Genomic DNA, 18,702 nt, shown 5'->3' with positions numbered 1-18,702 from the left:
GAAGACGAAACTGGCAAGTCGGATTCGACAGCTGCGCGAAAAAATTTTCACGCAGCGAGCGTTTGCTCCAGCAGATTGAGCGCATTGCGGGTGAAGGCCTGCATGTTTTCAATCCGGTTTTCGCTGCCGGTTTCCAGCACAAGAGTATGCTCGCTATCCGGTCCAACCACCGCTGCGCAGCTGCGCCCCGATGGCGCGCCGCTGGGGTGCTTGCTGCCGCCGACAGAGCCGCTTTCCGCAATGCCCCAATCCGCGCCCAGATTGTCTCGAATGGCGCGCGCCTGGAGCAAAGCATATTCCTCGCTCGCCCCGCGCATGCCTTGGTACGCCTCACGCGGCAGATCGAACAGAACATCACGAGCGCGGAAGGAATAGACGACCCCGCCGCCGACAAAGAAATCCAGCGCACCCGGTACGCTGAGCATGCTCGCCGCCATGAGCCCGCCGGTCGCCCCATCCGCAACAGCAATACGCTCACCGCGCGTCCGGAGGTGCTCGGCGATGCGGAGAGCTTGGGGGTGCGCTTGAGTCAGGAAGTCTGTCATTGTGCTGCCGCCACAATAGCGGCCCAGCCCGCCTCGTCCATCACTTCAATGCCAAGATCCTGCGCCTTTTTCAGCTTCGAACCTGCGCCCGGCCCCGCGACCAGAATATCGGTCTTTGCGCTCACCGAACCGCTGGCCTTTGCGCCAAGCCGTTCGGCCTGCGCTTTGGCTTCATCGCGGCTCATGGTTTCCAGCTTACCGGTGAACACCACCGTCTTGCCCGCGACCGGGCTGTCGAGGGTTTCGACGATATAGGGCGGAGGAGAAACCTGGTTCAGCATGTCCTCCCACACGGCGATATTGTGCGGCTCGTGAAAGAAGTCTGCGAGCGAATGCGCGACCGTTGCACCAAACCCGTCGCTGACGCCGAAAATGTCTTTTGCCGCATTGTCCATGCGGGCCTTGAAGGGGGACGGTTTCTCGTCCTCTCCCAGCGGATTTTCGCTGCGATATGTTGCAAATTGCTGCGCAGCATTTCGCAGCATATTGATGTCACCCAAGGCCTTCATGAGGTCGCGCGCGGTGACCTCTCCGACATGGCGAATGCCGAGACCAAACAGCAGTTTTGCTGCATCGGGCTCGCGCTTGGCCTCGATGGAGGCGATGAGGTTGTCGACCGACTTTTCCTGCCAGCCTTCCAGCGCGAGAATGTCGTCGCGGCGATCCTGCAAGCGGTAAATATCGGCTGGGCTTTCGAGCCATCCCAGCTCAAAAAACTGCGCGATGGTCTTCTCGCCAAGGCCGTCGATATCCATCGCCTTACGGCTAACGAAATGCTCGAGCCGCTGCGTGCGCTGAGCTGGGCAGATGAGCCCGCCGGTGCAGCGCATATCCACTTCGCCCTCTTCGCGCGCAGCTTCGCTGCCGCACTCCGGGCAGGCCTCAGGGAAATCGAAGGGTTCGCGCTCCGCATCACGGGTCAGATTATCGACCACTTGCGGGATCACATCGCCCGCGCGTTGGACCACAATGCGGTCGCCCGGTCGCACTCCAAGACGCGCAATCTCATCGCGGTTGTGCAGCGTCACATTGGTGACCGTCACTCCGCCGACCAGGACCGGAGCCAGCCTACCAACAGGGGTCAACTTGCCGGTGCGCCCGACTTGAATGTCGATCGCTTCCAAAGTGGTCTGAGCCTGCTCAGCCGGGAATTTATGCGCCAGCGCCCAGCGCGGGGCCTTCGAAACAAAGCCTAGCCGCCCTTGCCAATCGAGCCGGTCAACTTTGTAGACAACGCCGTCGATCTCGTAATCGAGGTCCGGACGGGCCGCGCCAATCTTCTCATAGTGAGCGATCAAAGCATCCGTACTTTCGACCCGCGTGAACAGCGGCGAGATGGGAAAGCCCCAGCGCCGCAAAGTTTCCACCACCTCGCTTTGCGTTGCGCCTGGAACTGCCGAAGCCGCGCCCCAGCCATGCGCCCAGAACCGCAAAACGCGCTTCGCGGTAACGCTCGCATCCTTCTGGCGCAGCGAACCGGCGGCGGCGTTGCGAGGGTTCGCAAAAAGCTTAGAGCCCGCCTCTTGCTGCGCAGCATTGAGCGCGGCAAACGCTTGTTTTTCCATGTAGACTTCGCCGCGCACTTCGAACACGTCCGGCACGTCATCGCCGCGCAGTTCCTGCGGAATATCCGCGATATGCTGCACATTGGCGGTCACATCTTCGCCGACCTGCCCGTCCCCGCGAGTTGCCGCGCGCACCAATTTTCCGCCCTCATAGCGCAGGCTGCAAGACAGCCCATCAATCTTGTCCTCGGCGGTAAAGCCCATCACCTCCGCATCATCAAGCGACAGAAAACGCCGGACCCGCGCGGTCCATTCCTCAATCTCTTCGCGCGAAAAACCATTGTCGAGGCTCATCATGCGAACCTCATGCGTCACCTTGCTCAGCGGCGATGCAGCAATTTGATGGCCGACATTTTTGGACGGACTGTCCTCGCGTATCAGATGCGGAAATGCCGCCTCCAATTCCGCATTGCGCCGCACCAGTGCATCATATTCCTGATCGGTAATCTCAGGATTGTCCTGCGCATGATAGAGCTTGTCATGCTTTGCAATCAGGCGCGCCAGGCGCATCAGCTCATTGGCTGCATCGGCTTCGTCAAGCAATTCTTCGGACATCACTCCCCCTCCTTACCCAAGGAGGGGGTCGGGGGGTGGTTTAACTCATCCAATATAAGAGTTAGCTGCAACAGCACACCGCTCATATTCCTCATCACATCCCGGTTTCGGAAACGTAACACTCTCACGCCAAACTCTTCTTCCAAATTCTCATCGCGTCGCTTGTCGTTCTCTGGATTATGCGTATCGCCATCCACTTCAATGACTAGCTTCAGTTTCGGACAATAGAAATCGACAATTCGTTTGCCTAGGACATGTTGTCTGCGAAATTTAAGACCGCGCAGCTGCTTTCCTTTGATCCTTCGCCAAAACCGTAACTCAGGCTCCGTAGGACTATTCCGCATCTCCTGAGCGCGCACCTTCAGCATTTGATGCGATACGCGACCACCCCCAACCCCCTCCTCTAAAGAAGAGGGGGCTTTCATGCATTCTCCAACAAACGGTCCGCTTGCGCGCGTGCCTCTGGGGTTACTTCCGCGCCGGACAGCATCCTTGCGATCTCTTCCTTTCGTTCCTCTGAACTCAGTTTCGAGACCGACGTCTTGGTGACAGTGCCATTCGAGGCCTTCGCAATCATGTAATGCTGCCCGCCGCGCGCTGCGACCTGCGGCGAGTGCGTCACGGCCAGCAATTGCCCCTCGTCATCGGCCAACCTTGCAAGGCGCTCTCCAATCGCGCTCGCCACCGCGCCGCCAACGCCGCGATCAATCTCGTCAAAGATCACGGTTGCGGCCCCGCCCTGCTCGGCCAAGGCCACTTTCAGCGCTAGGATAAAACGCGACAATTCGCCGCCCGATGCGATTTTGTTAAGCGGGGCAAAATCGGCGCCCGGATTGGTCGCGATCAAGAATTCGGCGCTGTCCATTCCGGCCGCGCCCCATTTGTCCTCGGGCAATTTCCCCACTGCCGTCAGGAAACGCGCCGCATCCAGTTTCAGCGGGGCCAGCTCTGCTGCGACGGCTTTGTCCAGTTTCTTGGCCGCTTTAAGCCGCGCAGCATGAGCTTTTTCCGCTTTGGTCAGATAGGTCTCACGCGCTTCGCAGGCCGCCGTTTCCAGCGCGTCCAATTGCGCCTCGCCGCCTTCGATTGCATCGAGCTGAGCCCGCATATCGCGCATCAGCTCTGGCAGGTCGTCCACATCACAGCGATGCTTGCGCGCAATCGCTCTCAGCTCAAAAAGACGCGTCTCCGCATCATCCAGCGCTTGCGGATCATGGACCAGAGCATTGCCCGCCTCCATCATCCGGTCTTCCGCCTCCCCGGCTTCGATCACCGCGCGGTCGAGCGCCGCCAAAGCCTCGGTCAGCAAGGGGTGCTCGCCAGCGATCCGGTCCAGCTTGCGCGCGGCCACACGAAGCGATGCGAGCGGCGAATCTGAGCCTTCCCAAATATGACGCAACTCTTCCAAATCGCCGGATAGCTTCTCGCCCTTTTGCATGGCGGCGCGGGTCTCTGCGAGGCGAACCTCTTCGCCTGCCTGCGGCTCAATCTCGGTCAGCTCCGCCAAATGCGCGAGCAACAATTCTTGATCAGCAGCGGCTTGCTCCACTGACCCGCGCGCCTCGGCCAATTGCGCCTCTGCCTTGGCCCATGCCTGCCACGCGCGCTCCAGCCCGGTCAGATCCGTCCCAGCATAGCGATCCAGCAAAGCGCGGTGCCCGCGCGGGTTCACTAGGCCGCGATCATCATGCTGGCCATGCAGCTCCACCAGGGACGCGGATAGCTCGCGCAGCAAAGCGACGCCAGTGGGCTGATCATTGATGAAGGCTTTGGAGCCGCCATCGGCCTTCACCTGACGGCGAATGATCAGCGGTTCGCCCGGTTCCAGATCGATATCGGCATCATTCAAAATGGCAGCAATGGCGGCTGGAAACGCGCCAAATTCAAAGCTGGCGGTGACGCTCGCCTTGGTCTCACCCGCGCGAACTAAAGAAGTTTCTGCCCGGTCGCCCAGAACGAGGCCGAGGGCGTCGAGCAGGATCGACTTACCCGCGCCCGTCTCGCCCGTGAGCACGCCAAGGCCGCGCGTGAACTCTAGGTCAAGCGCCTCGATAAGCACGATATTGCGGATGGACAGGCGGGTCAGCATTTCAGCGGGTTTTCTAACCGCTCAAATGCCGCGCGTCACCTGTTGAGCGAAGACAACGAACAGCTTGTTTTGCCCTGCGTGCGTTGGCCGAGGTTTTTGGCTGAGTTTTACTCGCCAGCAGACGGGCTAGCCGGGACGCTCTCAGCGCGTGAAACATTGGGCTGATAATGGGTCCACCGCCACGCCTGAGCGGGATCTTTCTGGCTGTCTTTATCAGGCCATTCGATCAGCTCAAAATCATCAAGCTCAATGGTCTTGTCACCAGTCGCTCGACGATCTTTGAAACGGATCTTCAGAATTACGCGGAATGCGCGCGCCGCACCACCCGCCTCTTCTGGGCGGTTGAAATCGAACTTCAGATCACGCCAATCGCCGCCGCTTACTTCCAGCATACCGAGCGACACGCCGCGAATAGAGGATGATGGCGCGGCCCCTTCTTGCGGGCGTTCTTTCACGATCAATTCCACCTCGGCATCGCGCGGCAATTTGATCTTGCTCTGCAGGGTAAATCGGGTCGCATAGACATCGCGAATGTAAGAGCGTGAATAGAGGTAAGGCAGTTTGGGTCCGCCATCAGGCAGCAGCGCCATATAGCCCTCGCCATTGGGGCGGGTGCGGAAATCAATCGCGGCGTTGCGCGACATCCAGAACCGATCACCGGCCAGCTCAAACTGAGTGTTTTCAAAGTCTCCGCGCGGGATCATGTTGCGGCCATAGCTTCCCCGGTCGCTGATGCAGGCGGGCGCAAAATACGCCAGATTGAACTCTTTCGGGAAACGGCATTGCGGGCGTTCGATCCCCTTGCGTTTGGCCCATACGGCGGAGTGCCCACCGGTCTGCGCCAGCACCGTGCCCATCTCTTCGGACAGCCAGTGCAGCCGGGTCAGCACCGCTTGCCGCATGCCGCCGGTCGCCGGAACGGGGCGGTAATCGAGCATATTGAGCGGGATTGCTTCCGCGCGCAGGAATTCGCCCTTTTCCAGCCAGACCTTCAGCGCATAGGTAACCTGGGTGTGCGGATGCTCCTGATCGAACAGGAAATTGCCGAGCGAGTGCGCGATCAGGCCGCCGCGATAAATCTCCAGCCCATGGGTCACGTGCGGGTGATGGCCGATGACCAGCGGAGAGCCCTTTTCAATCGCAGCGCGAAAGCGTGGGAGTGATAATTCTGACGGCCGGTCGGCATATTCCAGATTGCCGTGAAAATGCATGATCGGGACATAGCCAGCGCGGCGCTCGCGTTTGGTCACGCGCTCGACATCGCTGCGTTTGCCCCAAGCTGCACCGCCTTTAGTCTCGGTGGCGGTCTGGTTTGGCGTCCATGTGCCGCGCCATCCAACAAAGCCATAAATGCCCAGCTTGTGCTCGGCGAGCTCGAAGCGAGAGGCGCGCTCTGCTTCGGTCACATCCATGCCAGCGCCAGACCATGCGACACCGGCGGCGTCCAAGGCGTCGATGGTCGTCTTCAGGCCGGCATCGCGGTAATCGGCGGTGTGATTATTGCCGAGCGAGACGTGATCGATCCCTGCGCGCGCCAGAGCATGGGTGAGTTCCGGCGGCGAGAAGAACAGATATTGTTTGGGCGCTGGCGGTCCGGGTTGCGCCGCAGCGACTACGGATTCCAGATTGATTGAGGCGAGATCGCTGGTCTCAAGATAGGGCTTGATCGCGGTGAACAGTTGATCAAGATCGCTGTCCAGCGTGACCTTGTCGAGCACAGCCTTCTCGCCGCGCGGAGCGGTGAAATAGCGCCTTCCCGCCATGCTATCGCCGCCAAAGAACAGCTCGATGCGGCCCTTCTTGCGCTCGACCAGCTCAATCGGCGGGATCGACAGGCACTCACAGCGCGCATCGCGCAGCTCTGCATTGCCGAAGGTTTGCACCATCGTGAAAACGCGCTCGCCCTTGATATCGACCCGGTAATAGGGCGCGATCCGCACGGCGGCAGTGAAATGGCCATCCTCAGCCAGATCGGTGGGTGAGCCGTTGATTGTCACCGCAATGCCGTCAATCCTCACGCCGTCGCGGCGGCCATCGAGCATTCCTCCGATGAGGATTTCACCTGGACCAGCCTCAGCCCCGCCGACCAATCCGTGGTCAGGGTGAGCGGCGGCGGGCGCAGTGAAGCCGACCGCTGCCAGACAGGCAAACAGCGGCGCGAATAGGGTTAAGCAAAACGAGCGTTTCATGGCCGCGCGGACTAACGCACAGCGGATGATATTTGGTTAATACTAAGCTAGCGGTGCCTTAAGGGATCATCCCAGCCCGCGCCCGCCGACCGATCAGCTTGGTGAAACACCCGCCGCGTGGTCCTGAACCAGCTCATAGGCCTTCTCATACCACTCATCACCGGGATAGTTCGCACCCAGAACAGCCGCGTATTTCACCGCTTCATTCGGTACGCCCAGCGCCAGGCTGCTTTCCGTCAGGCGGTACAAAGCCTCTGGCGCATGGCTGGTTGTATCGAAGTTATCCAGCACATTGCGGAACCGCAGATTCGCCGCCAGCCACCGGCCAGAGCGCGAGTAGTACCGCCCGATTTCCATCTCTTTGCTAGGCCAAGTGATCATCCACCAGGTCCAGCTTCAGCCGCGCATCGGCGGCATATTCGCTTGAAGGGAAACGCCGGTTCACCTCACGCAGGGCCGTCTTCGCCTGCTCCGTGATCTTCTGATCGCGGTTCACATCGCTGATCTGCTCGTAATAGGACAGCGCAATCAGATAATACGCATAGGGCGCATCCTTATTGCCCGGGTGGATCGACAGAAACCGCTGCGAGCTCTGAATCGCCTTGTTGTAATCGCGCGCCACGTAGTAGCTGAAAGCGCTCATCAATTGCGCCCGCCGCGCCCATGGCGAATAGGGGTGCTGCCGCTCAACCTCGTCAAACAGCGCCGCGGCGAGCAGCGTATTGCCGCTATCCATCCGCCGCTTCGCCTCGCCATAGAGCGATTCCACATCCCGCGCGACATAGGCCACGTCTTCATTGGCAGAGCCGCCGCCACAGGCCGTGGTAAACAGAGTGGCACCGGCAAGGCCCGCCAGCATGGCAGACTTGCGGAGGATACGGGCGAAAGAGCGAGCGCTATCAGGGGCGTTAGTCATACCCCACCCTATAACCGCGCCGTACGTGAACGCCAAGTGAAGTTGACGCCGCAGACCACACTTCATGCACATCTCTCGCATATCCGCGCGAGCCTCGGCTCATCGCACGTGAGCCACGCTTGGAACGAATGGAACACAGTCTTAGGCCAAAATTCCAATCGATCACAGCGCGCCTGACTAATCGCTTTTTCCGATCAAGGTTGAGATGCGAGCGCATAACCGCGCCATAGCGCCCTGCGTGGGAGTAGGAAAACGAGAGCGCAGCTGCTCGATATCCAAGCGGCCTGATTGTCAGATAGCGGTAATCGCTCCGCCTTTCGCAGACCGCAAGCCCGATCGGGCGCCCGCAGCGGCGCAGACTTGTCCGCACGCCGCGAGGACTTCGCGGGCGCGGATGTGCCCGCGGATAGCAAAAACGCCAGATTGTGACGGCGAAGCCTCAGGTGCGGGAGCGCAAGGCTGTGGAGCCTAAGGCGCGGTGGAGCACTACGGATGAATGGGAGTGAGGAAGATACTTTAACGTCGTGTCTTTTCGACTAGTTCGACCAATTCCTCGAACTTCTCGCGCTGCTCGCCCTCGTCTCCACTGGCGATAGCTTCAGCTACGCAGCAAGCCGCGTGATCCTTGAGAACCTGCGTTTCCACCTTCGCGAGTGCTGATTTGATCGCAGCGATTTGGTGCAGGATGTCCATGCAGTAGCGGTCGTCTTCGACCATCTGCGCAACACCGCGCACTTGGCCCTCAATCCGCTTGAGGCGGTTCAGCTTGGCGCCCTTAATTTTTGCGTTATCTTCGTCCATGTCGCGATCCGATTGCAATACCCTAGGGGGTATATATAGATCATCTCATTCGTTCAACAGAGGTAACGCTCTACATGCCACAGTTCTCCCGCCGCAACCTGATTGCCAGCACCGCTGCATTGGCTGCAGCATCATCCCTTCCGATGCCTGCTTGGGCGCGCGGTCAGTCCCAAAACAAGTCCATGCCACACGCGAGCAAGGGTTTTGGCGAAATGTCAGGCGAGGACATAAACCTCTCGATTGGCGATGCGCATTTCATGACCGGTGGACGCGCAGGGCACGCCTTTGCCGTGAACGGCACGGTGCCCGGTCCGCTGATCCGCTTGCGTGAAGGGCAGGACGTTCGTCTGCACGTTACCAACAATCTGAACGAAGATTCCTCGATCCATTGGCACGGCTTGCTCCTGCCATTCCAGTTTGATGGAGTGCCCGGCGTCAGCTTCCCCGGTATCAAGCCGGGTGAGACCTTCACTTATGAGTTCCCTATCCGACAGACGGGAACCTATTGGTGGCACTCACACTCCGGGTTGCAAGAACAAGCTGGCCACTACGGTCCGATGATCATTGAAAGCGATGAACCAGACCCGCGCTATGATCGCGACTATGTGGTGCTTCTGTCGGAGTTCACGCCAATCCATCCGCATCAGATTATGCGGCTGCTCAAAGTGGGCGAGCACTATTTCCAAAACCAGATGCAAAGCGCGACTGAGGGTGAGATGTCAGGCGAGATGCGCCGCATGTGGGGGCAGATGCGGATGAACCCTCGGGACATCGCGGATGTGTCCGGTCAGACCTACACCTATCTCATCAACGGTCACGGCCCTTCCGATGATCTGCAATTGGAGTTCAAACCGGGCGAGCGGGTCAGGCTGCGCGTCATCAATGGCTCGGCTATGACATTCTTCAATGTGCGCATTCCCGGCGTGCCGATGACGGTCATTCAGACGGACGGGCAAGACGTTGATGAAGTCGAGGTGGACGAGTTCCAAATCGGAGTCGCTGAGACCTATGATGTGATCGTTCAGCCGAAGGATGGCAGCCACGCCATCGTTGCAGAAGCCATGGATCGCAGCGGAATGGGCGTTGCAAGCCTCACCAGCCATAAGGGGCACATCGCTACGCCGCCCGCTGTGCGCAAAATCCCTACGCTGACCATGACCGATATGGGCATGATGGACCATGCTGCGATGGGACACGGCGATATGGGCGGTATGGATCACGACATGCGCGACACCTCGCTGCTCCCCGATGATGTCGAGACTGGCCCCGGCGTCGATATGGTCGCGCCGATGCCGGCAGACCGAATGGACTTCCCCGGTCTTGGCTTAGACGACGTTGAGCACCGCGTGCTGCGCTATACCGATCTCAAGGCCAAGCGCATGAACCCGCACCGCGAGGTTGAGCGAGAGATGGAGATACATCTCACCGGAAATATGGAACGGTATATGTGGAGCTTCGACGGAAAGAAGTTCACTGCCGTCACCGATGACCCGATCCGCTTTGGCTATGATGAGCGTGTCCGGGTGAAGCTGGTCAATCAGACCATGATGGCTCACCCGATCCATCTGCATGGCCACTTCTTCGAGATGGTCAACGGCGCGGATCACATGCACCAGCCCTTGAAGCATACGATGGTGGTGCAACCGGGCAGCACGGCAACCTTTGATCTCACCGCGAACGAGCCAGGAGACTGGGCCTTCCACTGCCATCTGCTCTACCACATGCACGCAGGTATGATGCAGGTCGTAACCGTGCGTCCGTTCCCTGATAAGGCGGACGGGTGATGCGCGCCGCCCTTTTGATTGGAGCAGCTCTGACTGCTGCGCCGTTATCCGCTCAGGATCATTCAGGGCATTCTGGTCACGCCAATCACGATGCGCATTCGCAGGACCAAGGTCATGCACAGCATCAGCCTCAACCGGCGAACGAGCCAGAGCCGAAAGAAGTGGACCTCAAGGCCGATCATTGCGCGATGGGACACCTTCCGCCCGAACAGTGCCCGCCGAAAGAAGATCAAGCTGGCCATGACGGTATGGACCACGGTTCGATGCATCATAGCGAGCATAAGGACGGCGCTCAGCCCGAACAGATAGACCATTCCTCAATGGATCACTCCGCCATGAACCATAGCCAGCATGGAGCAGCAACTGACAAATCCGCGCCAGGCGCCGCGCCGGAAGACGCAGTGCCAGCAAGAGCCCTTGAAGGCCCCCGCCACGCAGCAGACGCAATCTGGGGTGCCAGCGCCATGGCACCGAGCCGCGAAAACCTGGCCCGTGAGAATGGCGGTATGCGTACGGGTAGTGTTCTGATCGAAAGGTTTGAGGCACGCATCACGACGGATAGCGGCGAGGATGGATATGTGTGGGATGCGCAAGCCTTCTACGGCGGCGACATCAATCGCTTTGTCCTGAAAACCGAGGGTGAAGGCGAGTTCGCCGGAGAGTTGGAAGACGCGGAAATTCAGGCGCTCTACAGCCGTGCCATCGGTCCGTTTTTCGATCTGCAAGCGGGTGTGCGTTTTGATGCAGAGCCTGACACACGCGGGCATCTGGTTGTTGGTGTGCAGGGTCTCGCACCCTACATGTTCCATGTCGATGGTGCGCTTTTCCTTTCGGATCGAGGCAATATCACGGCGCGCTTGGAAGGCGAATACGATCAGCGGATCACACAGCGCTTGATTGTGCAGCCACGCCTTGAGGTTGAGCTGTCAGCGCAAGACATTCCCGAACGCGGGATCGGTGCCGGGATCACCAAGATCGAGCCGGGGGTGCGGCTGCGCTACGAGATCGAACGCGAGTTCGCTCCTTATGTCGGGATTGAATACGAGGCCGCACTGGGCGAAACCGCAGATATTGCGCGAGCCGCTGGCGAAGACCCGAACGGGTTGAAGGTTGTGATCGGCTTGAGAGCTTGGTTCTAAACTTGAGGACTCTTACTCTTCACCCATCCTAAGCGCAGCAATAAACGCCTCCTGCGGAATGCTCACATTCCCGTATTCGCGCATCTTGGCTTTGCCTTTTTTCTGCTTTTCCAGCAGCTTCTTCTTCCGGGAAATATCGCCGCCATAGCATTTTGCGGTCACGTCTTTGCGCATCGCTGAAATCGTCTCGCGGGCGATGATCTTGCCGCCGATCGCGGCCTGCACGGGGATCTTGAACAAGTGGCGCGGGATCAGGTCTTTCAGGCGCTCACACATCCCGCGGCCGCGCTCCTCCGCGACGCCAGCGTGGACGATCAGCGACAGGGCATCAACCGGCTCATTATTGACCAGAATGTTCATCTTCACGAGGTCGCCCTCGCGCAGGCCAATCTGCTCGTAATCAAAGCTCGCATAGCCGCGCGAGATTGATTTGAGACGGTCGTAAAAATCAAACACCACCTCATTCAGCGGCAACTCATAGGTCACCTGCGCCCGCCCGCCGACATAGGTCAGATCGGTCTGAACCCCGCGCCGGTCCTGGCACAGTTTCAGGATCGCCCCGAGGTAATCATCCGGGGTGTAAATCACCGCTTTGATCCACGGTTCTTCGATCATTTCAATGCGGTTCACATCCGGCCAATCGGCGGGATTGTGCAGCATGATTTCCTTCGCGTCCTCGTTCTTCGTCTTGCCCAATTGCAGGCGGTAAACGACCGATGGCGCGGTGGTGATCAGATCAAGGTCATACTCGCGGCTGAGGCGTTCTTGAATGATCTCAAGGTGCAGCAGGCCGAGGAAGCCCGCGCGAAAGCCAAAGCCCAAGGCGGCGGAGCTTTCCATCTCGAAACTGAAGCTGGCGTCATTCAGGCGCAGCTTGCCGATGCTCTCGCGCAGCTTCTCAAAATCCGCCGCATCGACCGGGAACAGTCCGCAGAACACCACCGGCTGCACTTCTTTATAGCCCGGCAAGGCTTCGGTCGCCCCGCCCTTCACCGTGGTGATCGTGTCACCCACGCGGGCCTGCTCCACCTCTTTGATCTGCGCGGTGATGAAACCGATCTCGCCCGGGCCCAGATCGTCCAGATCTTCGCGCTTCGGCGTGAAGCAGCCGACGCGGTCGACAAGGTGCTGCGTGCCGCCTTGCATAAAGGTGATGTTCTGGCCCTTTTTGAGGAAGCCCTCGATCACGCGAACCAGAATAACCACGCCGAGATAGGGGTCGTACCAGCTGTCGACGAGGCTTGCCTTCAGCGGCTTGTCGCGCTCTCCCTTGGGCGGCGGGATTTTGGCGACGACGGCCTCCAGCACGTCTTCGATCCCGATGCCGGTCTTTGCGCTGGACATCACCGCTTCGGACGCGTCGAGGCCGATGACCTCCTCGATTTCCTCACGCACGCGCTCTGGCTCTGCGGCGGGCAGGTCGACCTTGTTGATGACGGGCACAATCTCGTGGTCGTGCTCGATCGATTGGTAAACATTCGCGAGGGTTTGCGCCTCCACCCCTTGCGCGGCGTCCACGACCAGCAAGGCGCCTTCGCATGCGGCCAGGCTGCGGCTGACTTCATAGGCGAAATCGACATGGCCCGGCGTATCCATCAGGTTAAGCTGATAGGTCTCGCCGTCCTTCGCCTTGTAATTGAGGCGCACGGTCTGGGCCTTAATGGTGATCCCGCGCTCCTTCTCAATGTCCATGTTATCAAGGACTTGCTCGGACATCTCGCGCGCGGTCAGCCCGCCCGTGAATTGGATCAGGCGGTCGGCCAGAGTCGACTTCCCGTGATCAATGTGAGCGATGATCGAGAAATTGCGGATTTTTGAAAGGTCAGTCATTGGCTGTGCCAATTAGCGGGCCGCGCTGCCCATGTCATTCGCGAAAATCGCAACACTCTCAAAAGAGCGTGCAAAACCCGCAGGTTTTAGGCCGCTTCTGGCTTTGGCGTATTGGCATATCCGAACTGCGGCACACTTGCGCCACCTTGGCCCAGCATCCCGCCTTCCATGCCTTTGTAGCTGCCTTGGGACAGTGCAGCCAATGGCGCACCCGCTGAGGCCAAAGCATAAGGTGAGACACGGTTGCGCGTGCACAGCCCGCCAGAGCCATCGTCAATCAGCTGCTGTTCGAATTCGAGCCCTTGGGTGTCAGCACTCGTGCGGATCACGGTTGCAACCGCCAGTTGCCCGCCGCCCAGGTCGACGACGAATTGCGTGCCCTTTGGCACATCGGCCAGGCCTTGGATCAAGGCGCCAGTCTTCGACAGATTACGCAAGGTGACTTCATAGGAGTGATCATCATGGATCACTTGGATTTTGCGGAACACAGTGCGTCGGCGCGCGCGTTTCGTGCGGTCGCTGTCAGGCTCAATATTCCACGCCTCATCGGTCAGCGCATCAAAGACTGCGTCGATTGTGATTGGATCGGAGTAAATTGGCCCCTGCAGATAGGACACACCGCATTCGCCCAGCACCCCGTGCAGCTCCATGGACTCAATACCATTGGCAACGGTGTTCATATCCAGCGCACCGGCGAGCGCCACAATCGCCTTCACCAGCCCCAGTTCGCGGCCATCTTGGTTGGAGGCCTCGGCGATCAAGCGCTCGTCTATCTTGATTGTATCGAAAGGCGCGCGGCGCAGGTACGCGAGCGAGGAATAGCCGCTGCCGAATTCATCAAGGGTGAGTTGAACGCCCAGTTTGAACAAAGCAGCCAAGGTCCGGTCGACACCGTCCGTGTCACCAAAGAAAACCGCCTCTGGAATTTCCAGCTCGAGCCGAGCGGCTGCGATATCCGCCCCTTTTAGAGCATCCGCGACGCCGTCAACAAAGCCCTCTGAATTGAACAATTGCACTGGCACATTGACCGAAACACGCACGGTTTCCGGCCAATTTGCGGCATCGCGAGCAGCCTGCTCAATCGCCCAGCGTCCGACTTCGATGTTTTGGCTGGAACCCTCAAGGATCCCGGCAAATTCTTCCTGGTCAATTTCGCCGCGCTGCGCATGGTTCCAGCAGATATGCGCCTCTAGCGCCTCTACATTCATGCCTTGGGCAGCAACAATTGGCTCGTACTTTAGGAACAGCTGATCCTCGCGCACTGCCTCGCCCAGGCCTTCTTCGAGCCGCACGGCGGAAGATCGCTTCGTTTTCAAGTTCGCCTGAGAAGAAGCGGTACTGACCGCGCCCGCCATTCTTGGCGGCATAAAGTGCAAGGTCCGCTGCGCGAACAACCTCTTCGCGGGTCACGCCATCATGCGGAGCAATCGCGATGCCAACCGATGCGCCAATGACGCAGCGACCCTCTTCGAGCGAATATGGCTGTTTGAGCATCGCAATGATCTTCATCGCGACCTCACCCAAAACGCCGCGGTCGTCCATATCAGGCAGCAAAACCTGGAATTCGTCCCCGCCCAATCGGCCAATCTCGCACTCGTGGTCGATCGAACGTTGGAGCCGGGCGGAAACCTGCCTCAGCAACTCATCACCAGCTGCATGGCCAAGCGTGTCATTGACCTGTTTAAAGCGATCAAGATCGAGCATGAGCACGGCGCAATTGCGCTTAGCCGCTTGGAACGCCGTTAGCGTGGAATCAATGATCTGCGCCATTCGGTGGCGGTTTGCGAGGCCCGTTAGAGAATCGAATTTGGCGAGCCGCGAGGTCTCTTCTTCGCGGTGGAATTCTTGCGTGATGTCCGCGCCGGTTCCGCGAAAGCCGGTAAAACGTCCCCTGCCATCTTCAACCGGCCTGCCAGCCAAGCGCAGTACGGCATTGGTTTTGCCGCTCGCCGCCTCGACCACGAAGCCAGAGAACGATTTGCGCGCGCCAAGCACCAAGGGAAGCGATTTTGTCCGCCCATCCCCGTCGCGCGGATTGAAGACACTCGCCAGCGGCTGGCCAATCAGATCTTCCAGAGGAACATCAATGCATTCCGCCAAGGCGCCGCTGAGATAGGTGAGATTGCCATCCGCATCACTCGCCCAGAACCATCCCAAACCGGAATGTTCCAAGTCCTCGAGCATCGCCAGCTTTTCGTCGTCAGAAAGCGCAGAAACCGCACGGCCGCGCTTGCTGCGCGACGAGCCAGCTCCACCCATTGATGACAAGAAACCCTTCAGGGCCACTTTTGTGTTCCTCTTCAATTTGCTCGGACAGCAAACACTATGTGCTGACTGAGACGTAAACCGCGATGGTTACTATTGCCCTAACGCGCGGGCGCATTCTCCTATCGCTCATTGTCGCCAACTTACCCCTCGCGCAGTACGTCGAAGCTGCCATCTGGGGCGCGTTGCAATGGCGCTGCGAATTCCACGCCGATCTTGCTTTCTCTGGACCAGCGCACCTGTGCCTTTACCGATCGATCCTTGGAAAATTCGATCTTGATCAAGGTGCCCTCGGTCACGTTCCAAACCCCATCGATCATCGCTCCGCCCTCAGAGATTGATCGCAAGGTCGCAGGGGCACGGTTGCCATCATAGCTGACCATGATCCGCCGCAGCAGGACCTTGCGCGGAGCGCGGGCTGCGCGCGGCCCCTCTGCCTTAATAGCAAGATCACCGGCGACCAGCTCGCCTGCATCATTGGCGTTCAGGGCCTTGTGATAGATGTTGCCTTGAACATGGCTGCAGCCGAGCTGTCTGACGAGTTCAAGCTCGTCCAGAGTCTCAACGCCCTCTGCCGTTGTGTCCATCCGTAGGGCTTCGGCTAGGCTGGTAATCGAGGCGATGATCGCCCCATTGCGGCTGCCCTTTTCGGTGGCGCCGCGAACGAAGCTTTGATCGATCTTGATCTTATCAAACGGGGCCTTTTTGAGGTAACCAAGCGATGAGTAGCCGGTGCCGAAATCATCCAGCGCCAGGCGCACACCGACCCGTTTCAGGCTGGCGAACATTGCCTCGGTGCCTGCACTGTCGTTGAGGAAAACGCTCTCGGTAATCTCGAGCTCAAGCCGTGATGGCTCGATGCCGCTATGCGCCAATGCATTGGCGACAATTGTCGGCAATTCAGGGTTTGAGAATTGCAGCGGAGAAACATTGACGGCGCAGCGAATGCTATCCGGCCAACGCGCGAGATCAGCGCAGGCTGTGCGCAATGCCCAAGCGCCGATCTGATCGATCAGGCCCGCATCCTCTGCAATCGGAATGAACTTTGCGGGAGACTGCCAGCCTTTGGTTGGATGGTGCCAACGCAGCAGCGCCTCAAACCCGGTGATTTTCTCATTCCCGGCGAACACGACCGGCTGATAGAACAATTGGAGCTGCCCTTGCGCGATGGCTTCGCGCAGATCCTTCTCCAATTGCGCGCGCGCTTCGGCGGCGGAGTGCAGATCAGCCGCATAAAAGCGGAACGTGCCCCGCCCCGCGTCTTTGGCCGCATAGAGAGCCAAGTCGACATTGCGGATCAGCTCTTCGTTAGAGAAGCCGTGCTCAGGTGAAATCGCAACCCCGACGGAGGCTCCGATGACCACGCTTTGGCCTTCGACCGAGTATGGCTGAGAGAGTGCTGCGATAATCTCCGTGGCAAGGTCACCCAGCAATTCGCGCGAATTGTAGCCCGGAATGATGACTTGAAATTCGTCACCGCCCAACCGGCCGCAGCGTCCCTTGCTGCCCACGGTGCGCTCTAGGCGCTGGGCCACTTGTTTCAGCAATGCGTCGCCCGCTGGATGACCCAGAGTGTCGTTGACTTGCTTGAAGCGATCGAGATCGAGCATCAGCAGCGCGCAGGCCCGATCACGTTCGCGTGGTGAACCGAGAATCCGCTCCAGCGTCTGGGACATTTGCATCCGGTTGGCGAGGCCGGTGAGGCTGTCATAGTGCGCGAGGCGTGAGACTTGCTGCTCGCTGCGGCGCTGCTCGGTCAGGTCAGAGCCGTGACCGCGAAAGCCGCAGAAATTCTTGAAACTGTCGTAGACTGGACGCCCGGTTAGAGCCCACCAGCGCTCCGGCGTGGTCCCTGCCGCGCGCAGCTCCACCTCGTTAAAGGGGGAACGCGCGGACAGGTGGAAAGACAGGGTCCGCTCTGCTCCGGTTGGCCCAGAGGTCATATCGACAATCGCGCTCAGCGGACGACCCAGGATGTCTTCAACCGGCTTTTCGATCACATCGGCAGCAGACGGCGAGATATAGCTGATCAGCCCGCGCCTGTCGGTTTCCCAAAACCACCCTTGGCCGGTTTCTTCAAAGCTGCGCAGGATGTCCTCAGCCCTTGAGGCGAGGCGTTCGCGCGCTTCTCTCGCAACCTGCCGACGATGCGCGCTGAGCCATTCAAACCGTGCAACCAGCATCAGGACGATGGCCGCGCCAGCAAGCGCGGAGAATGTCAGCGGGCTTGGGTCCACCAAGGCGAAACCGGCCCAAACGCCGAACTTCGCCGTGAACAGTGAGACGATGCGCATTCCGAACAGCGCAGCGCAGGCCGCATGGATGCAGACAATCGTGCCGACTGCCCATTGCCAAGTAAGCCCTTCGAGCACCCACAGGCCAAGCACCATTCCCGCGCTCAGCATCGGCACAGCGACGCCGATAATCAACACGCCGATGCGCATGGCATAGGGTGTCTCATCGCGCCGTTCGAATGCGGAAAGAGCCCCTCCAAACGCGAAGATGCCGACAGATAGGACCGCGCCAATGATCGCCAAAGCCCCAAGCGGCACAGCGCCCGCAATTGCACCTGCAATCAGGTAAGCAATCAGCAGGAACCCAGCCATCGCACGCGGGCGCGGCGGCAAGTAATAGCTGTGTTCAGTGTTGGAGGCCGCCTCTTCACGCACAGTCGCTGGCGCAATTGAGGTGCGCACGCGCTCCAGCCCGCGGCGGTCATCACTGGCACGATTGGGGTTTTCGGCGTCGCCTTGCGTTGCTGCAACCTGCGGCAATGCGCCGCGCAAAGTGCGCGGGCGATCAACGCCCGTCCCTGCAGGCTGCAATTGCTGTGGTTTCACCGGCGAATTCATAGGCCGGGATTGGGGTGCAGGCGTTTAGGAAACAGTTAACTCGGGCAGCAATATTCGGCGCCAGTTTAGCCCGCCTTAACCAAGACTTCGGGATCGTGAAAAGGCGGCTACGGGGAAGCCCTGGGTTTCATGGTTAATTTCCGTAAACCATGATTGGGAAGGTCTAAGGACA

12 protein-coding genes and 1 pseudogene are annotated in these 18,702 nt (G+C 59.4%); 2 read left to right on the top strand and 11 right to left on the bottom strand.

The features are described 5' to 3' along the window. Positions 1–47: 47 nt before the first annotated feature. From AC0V6U_RS05280 to AC0V6U_RS05250, 7 genes and pseudogenes are all read right to left on the bottom strand, one after another. Positions 48–545, bottom strand: a complete 498-nt coding sequence (locus AC0V6U_RS05280; RefSeq protein ID WP_472645147.1) for a CinA family protein — start codon at positions 543–545, stop codon at positions 48–50. Beyond that, positions 542–2,665 (bottom strand): NAD-dependent DNA ligase LigA, encoded by a 2,124-nt coding sequence (ligA, locus tag AC0V6U_RS05275; RefSeq protein WP_472645146.1) that lies wholly within the window; start codon positions 2,663–2,665, stop codon positions 542–544. The genes AC0V6U_RS05280 and ligA overlap by 4 nt, the downstream gene beginning before the upstream one ends. Further along, a complete protein-coding gene (locus AC0V6U_RS05270; RefSeq protein WP_472645145.1) occupies positions 2,665–3,090 on the bottom strand; it encodes an endonuclease domain-containing protein in 426 nt (141 codons plus the stop codon). Before AC0V6U_RS05270 ends, ligA begins: the two co-directional genes overlap by 1 nt. Beyond that, entirely contained in the window at positions 3,087–4,754 is a 1,668-nt protein-coding gene (gene recN, locus AC0V6U_RS05265; RefSeq protein WP_472645144.1) for a DNA repair protein RecN, read from the bottom strand. Before recN ends, AC0V6U_RS05270 begins: the two co-directional genes overlap by 4 nt. Before the next feature lie 107 nt (positions 4,755–4,861). After that, positions 4,862–6,943, bottom strand: coding sequence for a CapA family protein (locus AC0V6U_RS05260; protein WP_472645143.1), 2,082 nt, complete (start codon positions 6,941–6,943; stop codon positions 4,862–4,864). A gap of 93 nt (positions 6,944–7,036) precedes the next feature. Beyond that, positions 7,037–7,802, bottom strand: a pseudogene (locus AC0V6U_RS05255) (outer membrane protein assembly factor BamD). 573 nt (positions 7,803–8,375) lie between these two features. Next, positions 8,376–8,660: a metal-sensitive transcriptional regulator gene (locus tag AC0V6U_RS05250; RefSeq protein ID WP_472645142.1), complete on the bottom strand. Its 285-nt coding sequence runs from the start codon at positions 8,658–8,660 to the stop codon at positions 8,376–8,378. 74 nt (positions 8,661–8,734) lie between these two features. On the opposite strand from AC0V6U_RS05250, the gene AC0V6U_RS05245 reads away from it, so the two are divergent. Next, positions 8,735–10,444 carry a copper resistance system multicopper oxidase gene (locus AC0V6U_RS05245; RefSeq protein WP_472645141.1) on the top strand — a complete coding sequence of 570 codons (1,710 nt, stop codon included), beginning with the start codon at positions 8,735–8,737 and terminating at the stop codon, positions 10,442–10,444. Beyond that, positions 10,441–11,583, top strand: a complete 1,143-nt coding sequence (locus AC0V6U_RS05240) for a copper resistance protein B (RefSeq protein ID WP_472645140.1) — start codon at positions 10,441–10,443, stop codon at positions 11,581–11,583. The genes AC0V6U_RS05245 and AC0V6U_RS05240 overlap by 4 nt, the downstream gene beginning before the upstream one ends. Positions 11,584–11,595: 12 nt before the next feature. Here the strand turns inward: AC0V6U_RS05240 and lepA are convergent, their stop codons facing one another. From lepA to AC0V6U_RS05220, 4 genes are all read right to left on the bottom strand, one after another. After that, positions 11,596–13,413, bottom strand: a complete 1,818-nt coding sequence (gene lepA / locus AC0V6U_RS05235; protein ID WP_472645139.1) for a translation elongation factor 4 — start codon at positions 13,411–13,413, stop codon at positions 11,596–11,598. A gap of 86 nt (positions 13,414–13,499) precedes the next feature. Continuing rightward, positions 13,500–14,675 (bottom strand): EAL domain-containing protein, encoded by a 1,176-nt coding sequence (locus AC0V6U_RS05230; protein WP_472645702.1) that lies wholly within the window; start codon positions 14,673–14,675, stop codon positions 13,500–13,502. Beyond that, entirely contained in the window at positions 14,560–15,699 is a 1,140-nt protein-coding gene (locus AC0V6U_RS05225) for a diguanylate cyclase domain-containing protein (protein ID WP_472645137.1), read from the bottom strand. The genes AC0V6U_RS05230 and AC0V6U_RS05225 overlap by 116 nt, the downstream gene beginning before the upstream one ends. A 122-nt stretch (positions 15,700–15,821) precedes the next feature. After that, on the bottom strand, positions 15,822–18,518 hold the full coding sequence (locus AC0V6U_RS05220) for an EAL domain-containing protein (protein WP_486169392.1): 2,697 nt from the start codon (positions 18,516–18,518) through the stop codon (positions 15,822–15,824). Positions 18,519–18,702 lie beyond the last annotated feature (184 nt).

This window comes from Erythrobacter sp. W36, assembly GCF_057364935.1.
The sequence above is the reverse complement of the archived record's forward strand: the minus strand, read 5'-3'. Positions and strand labels throughout refer to the sequence as shown.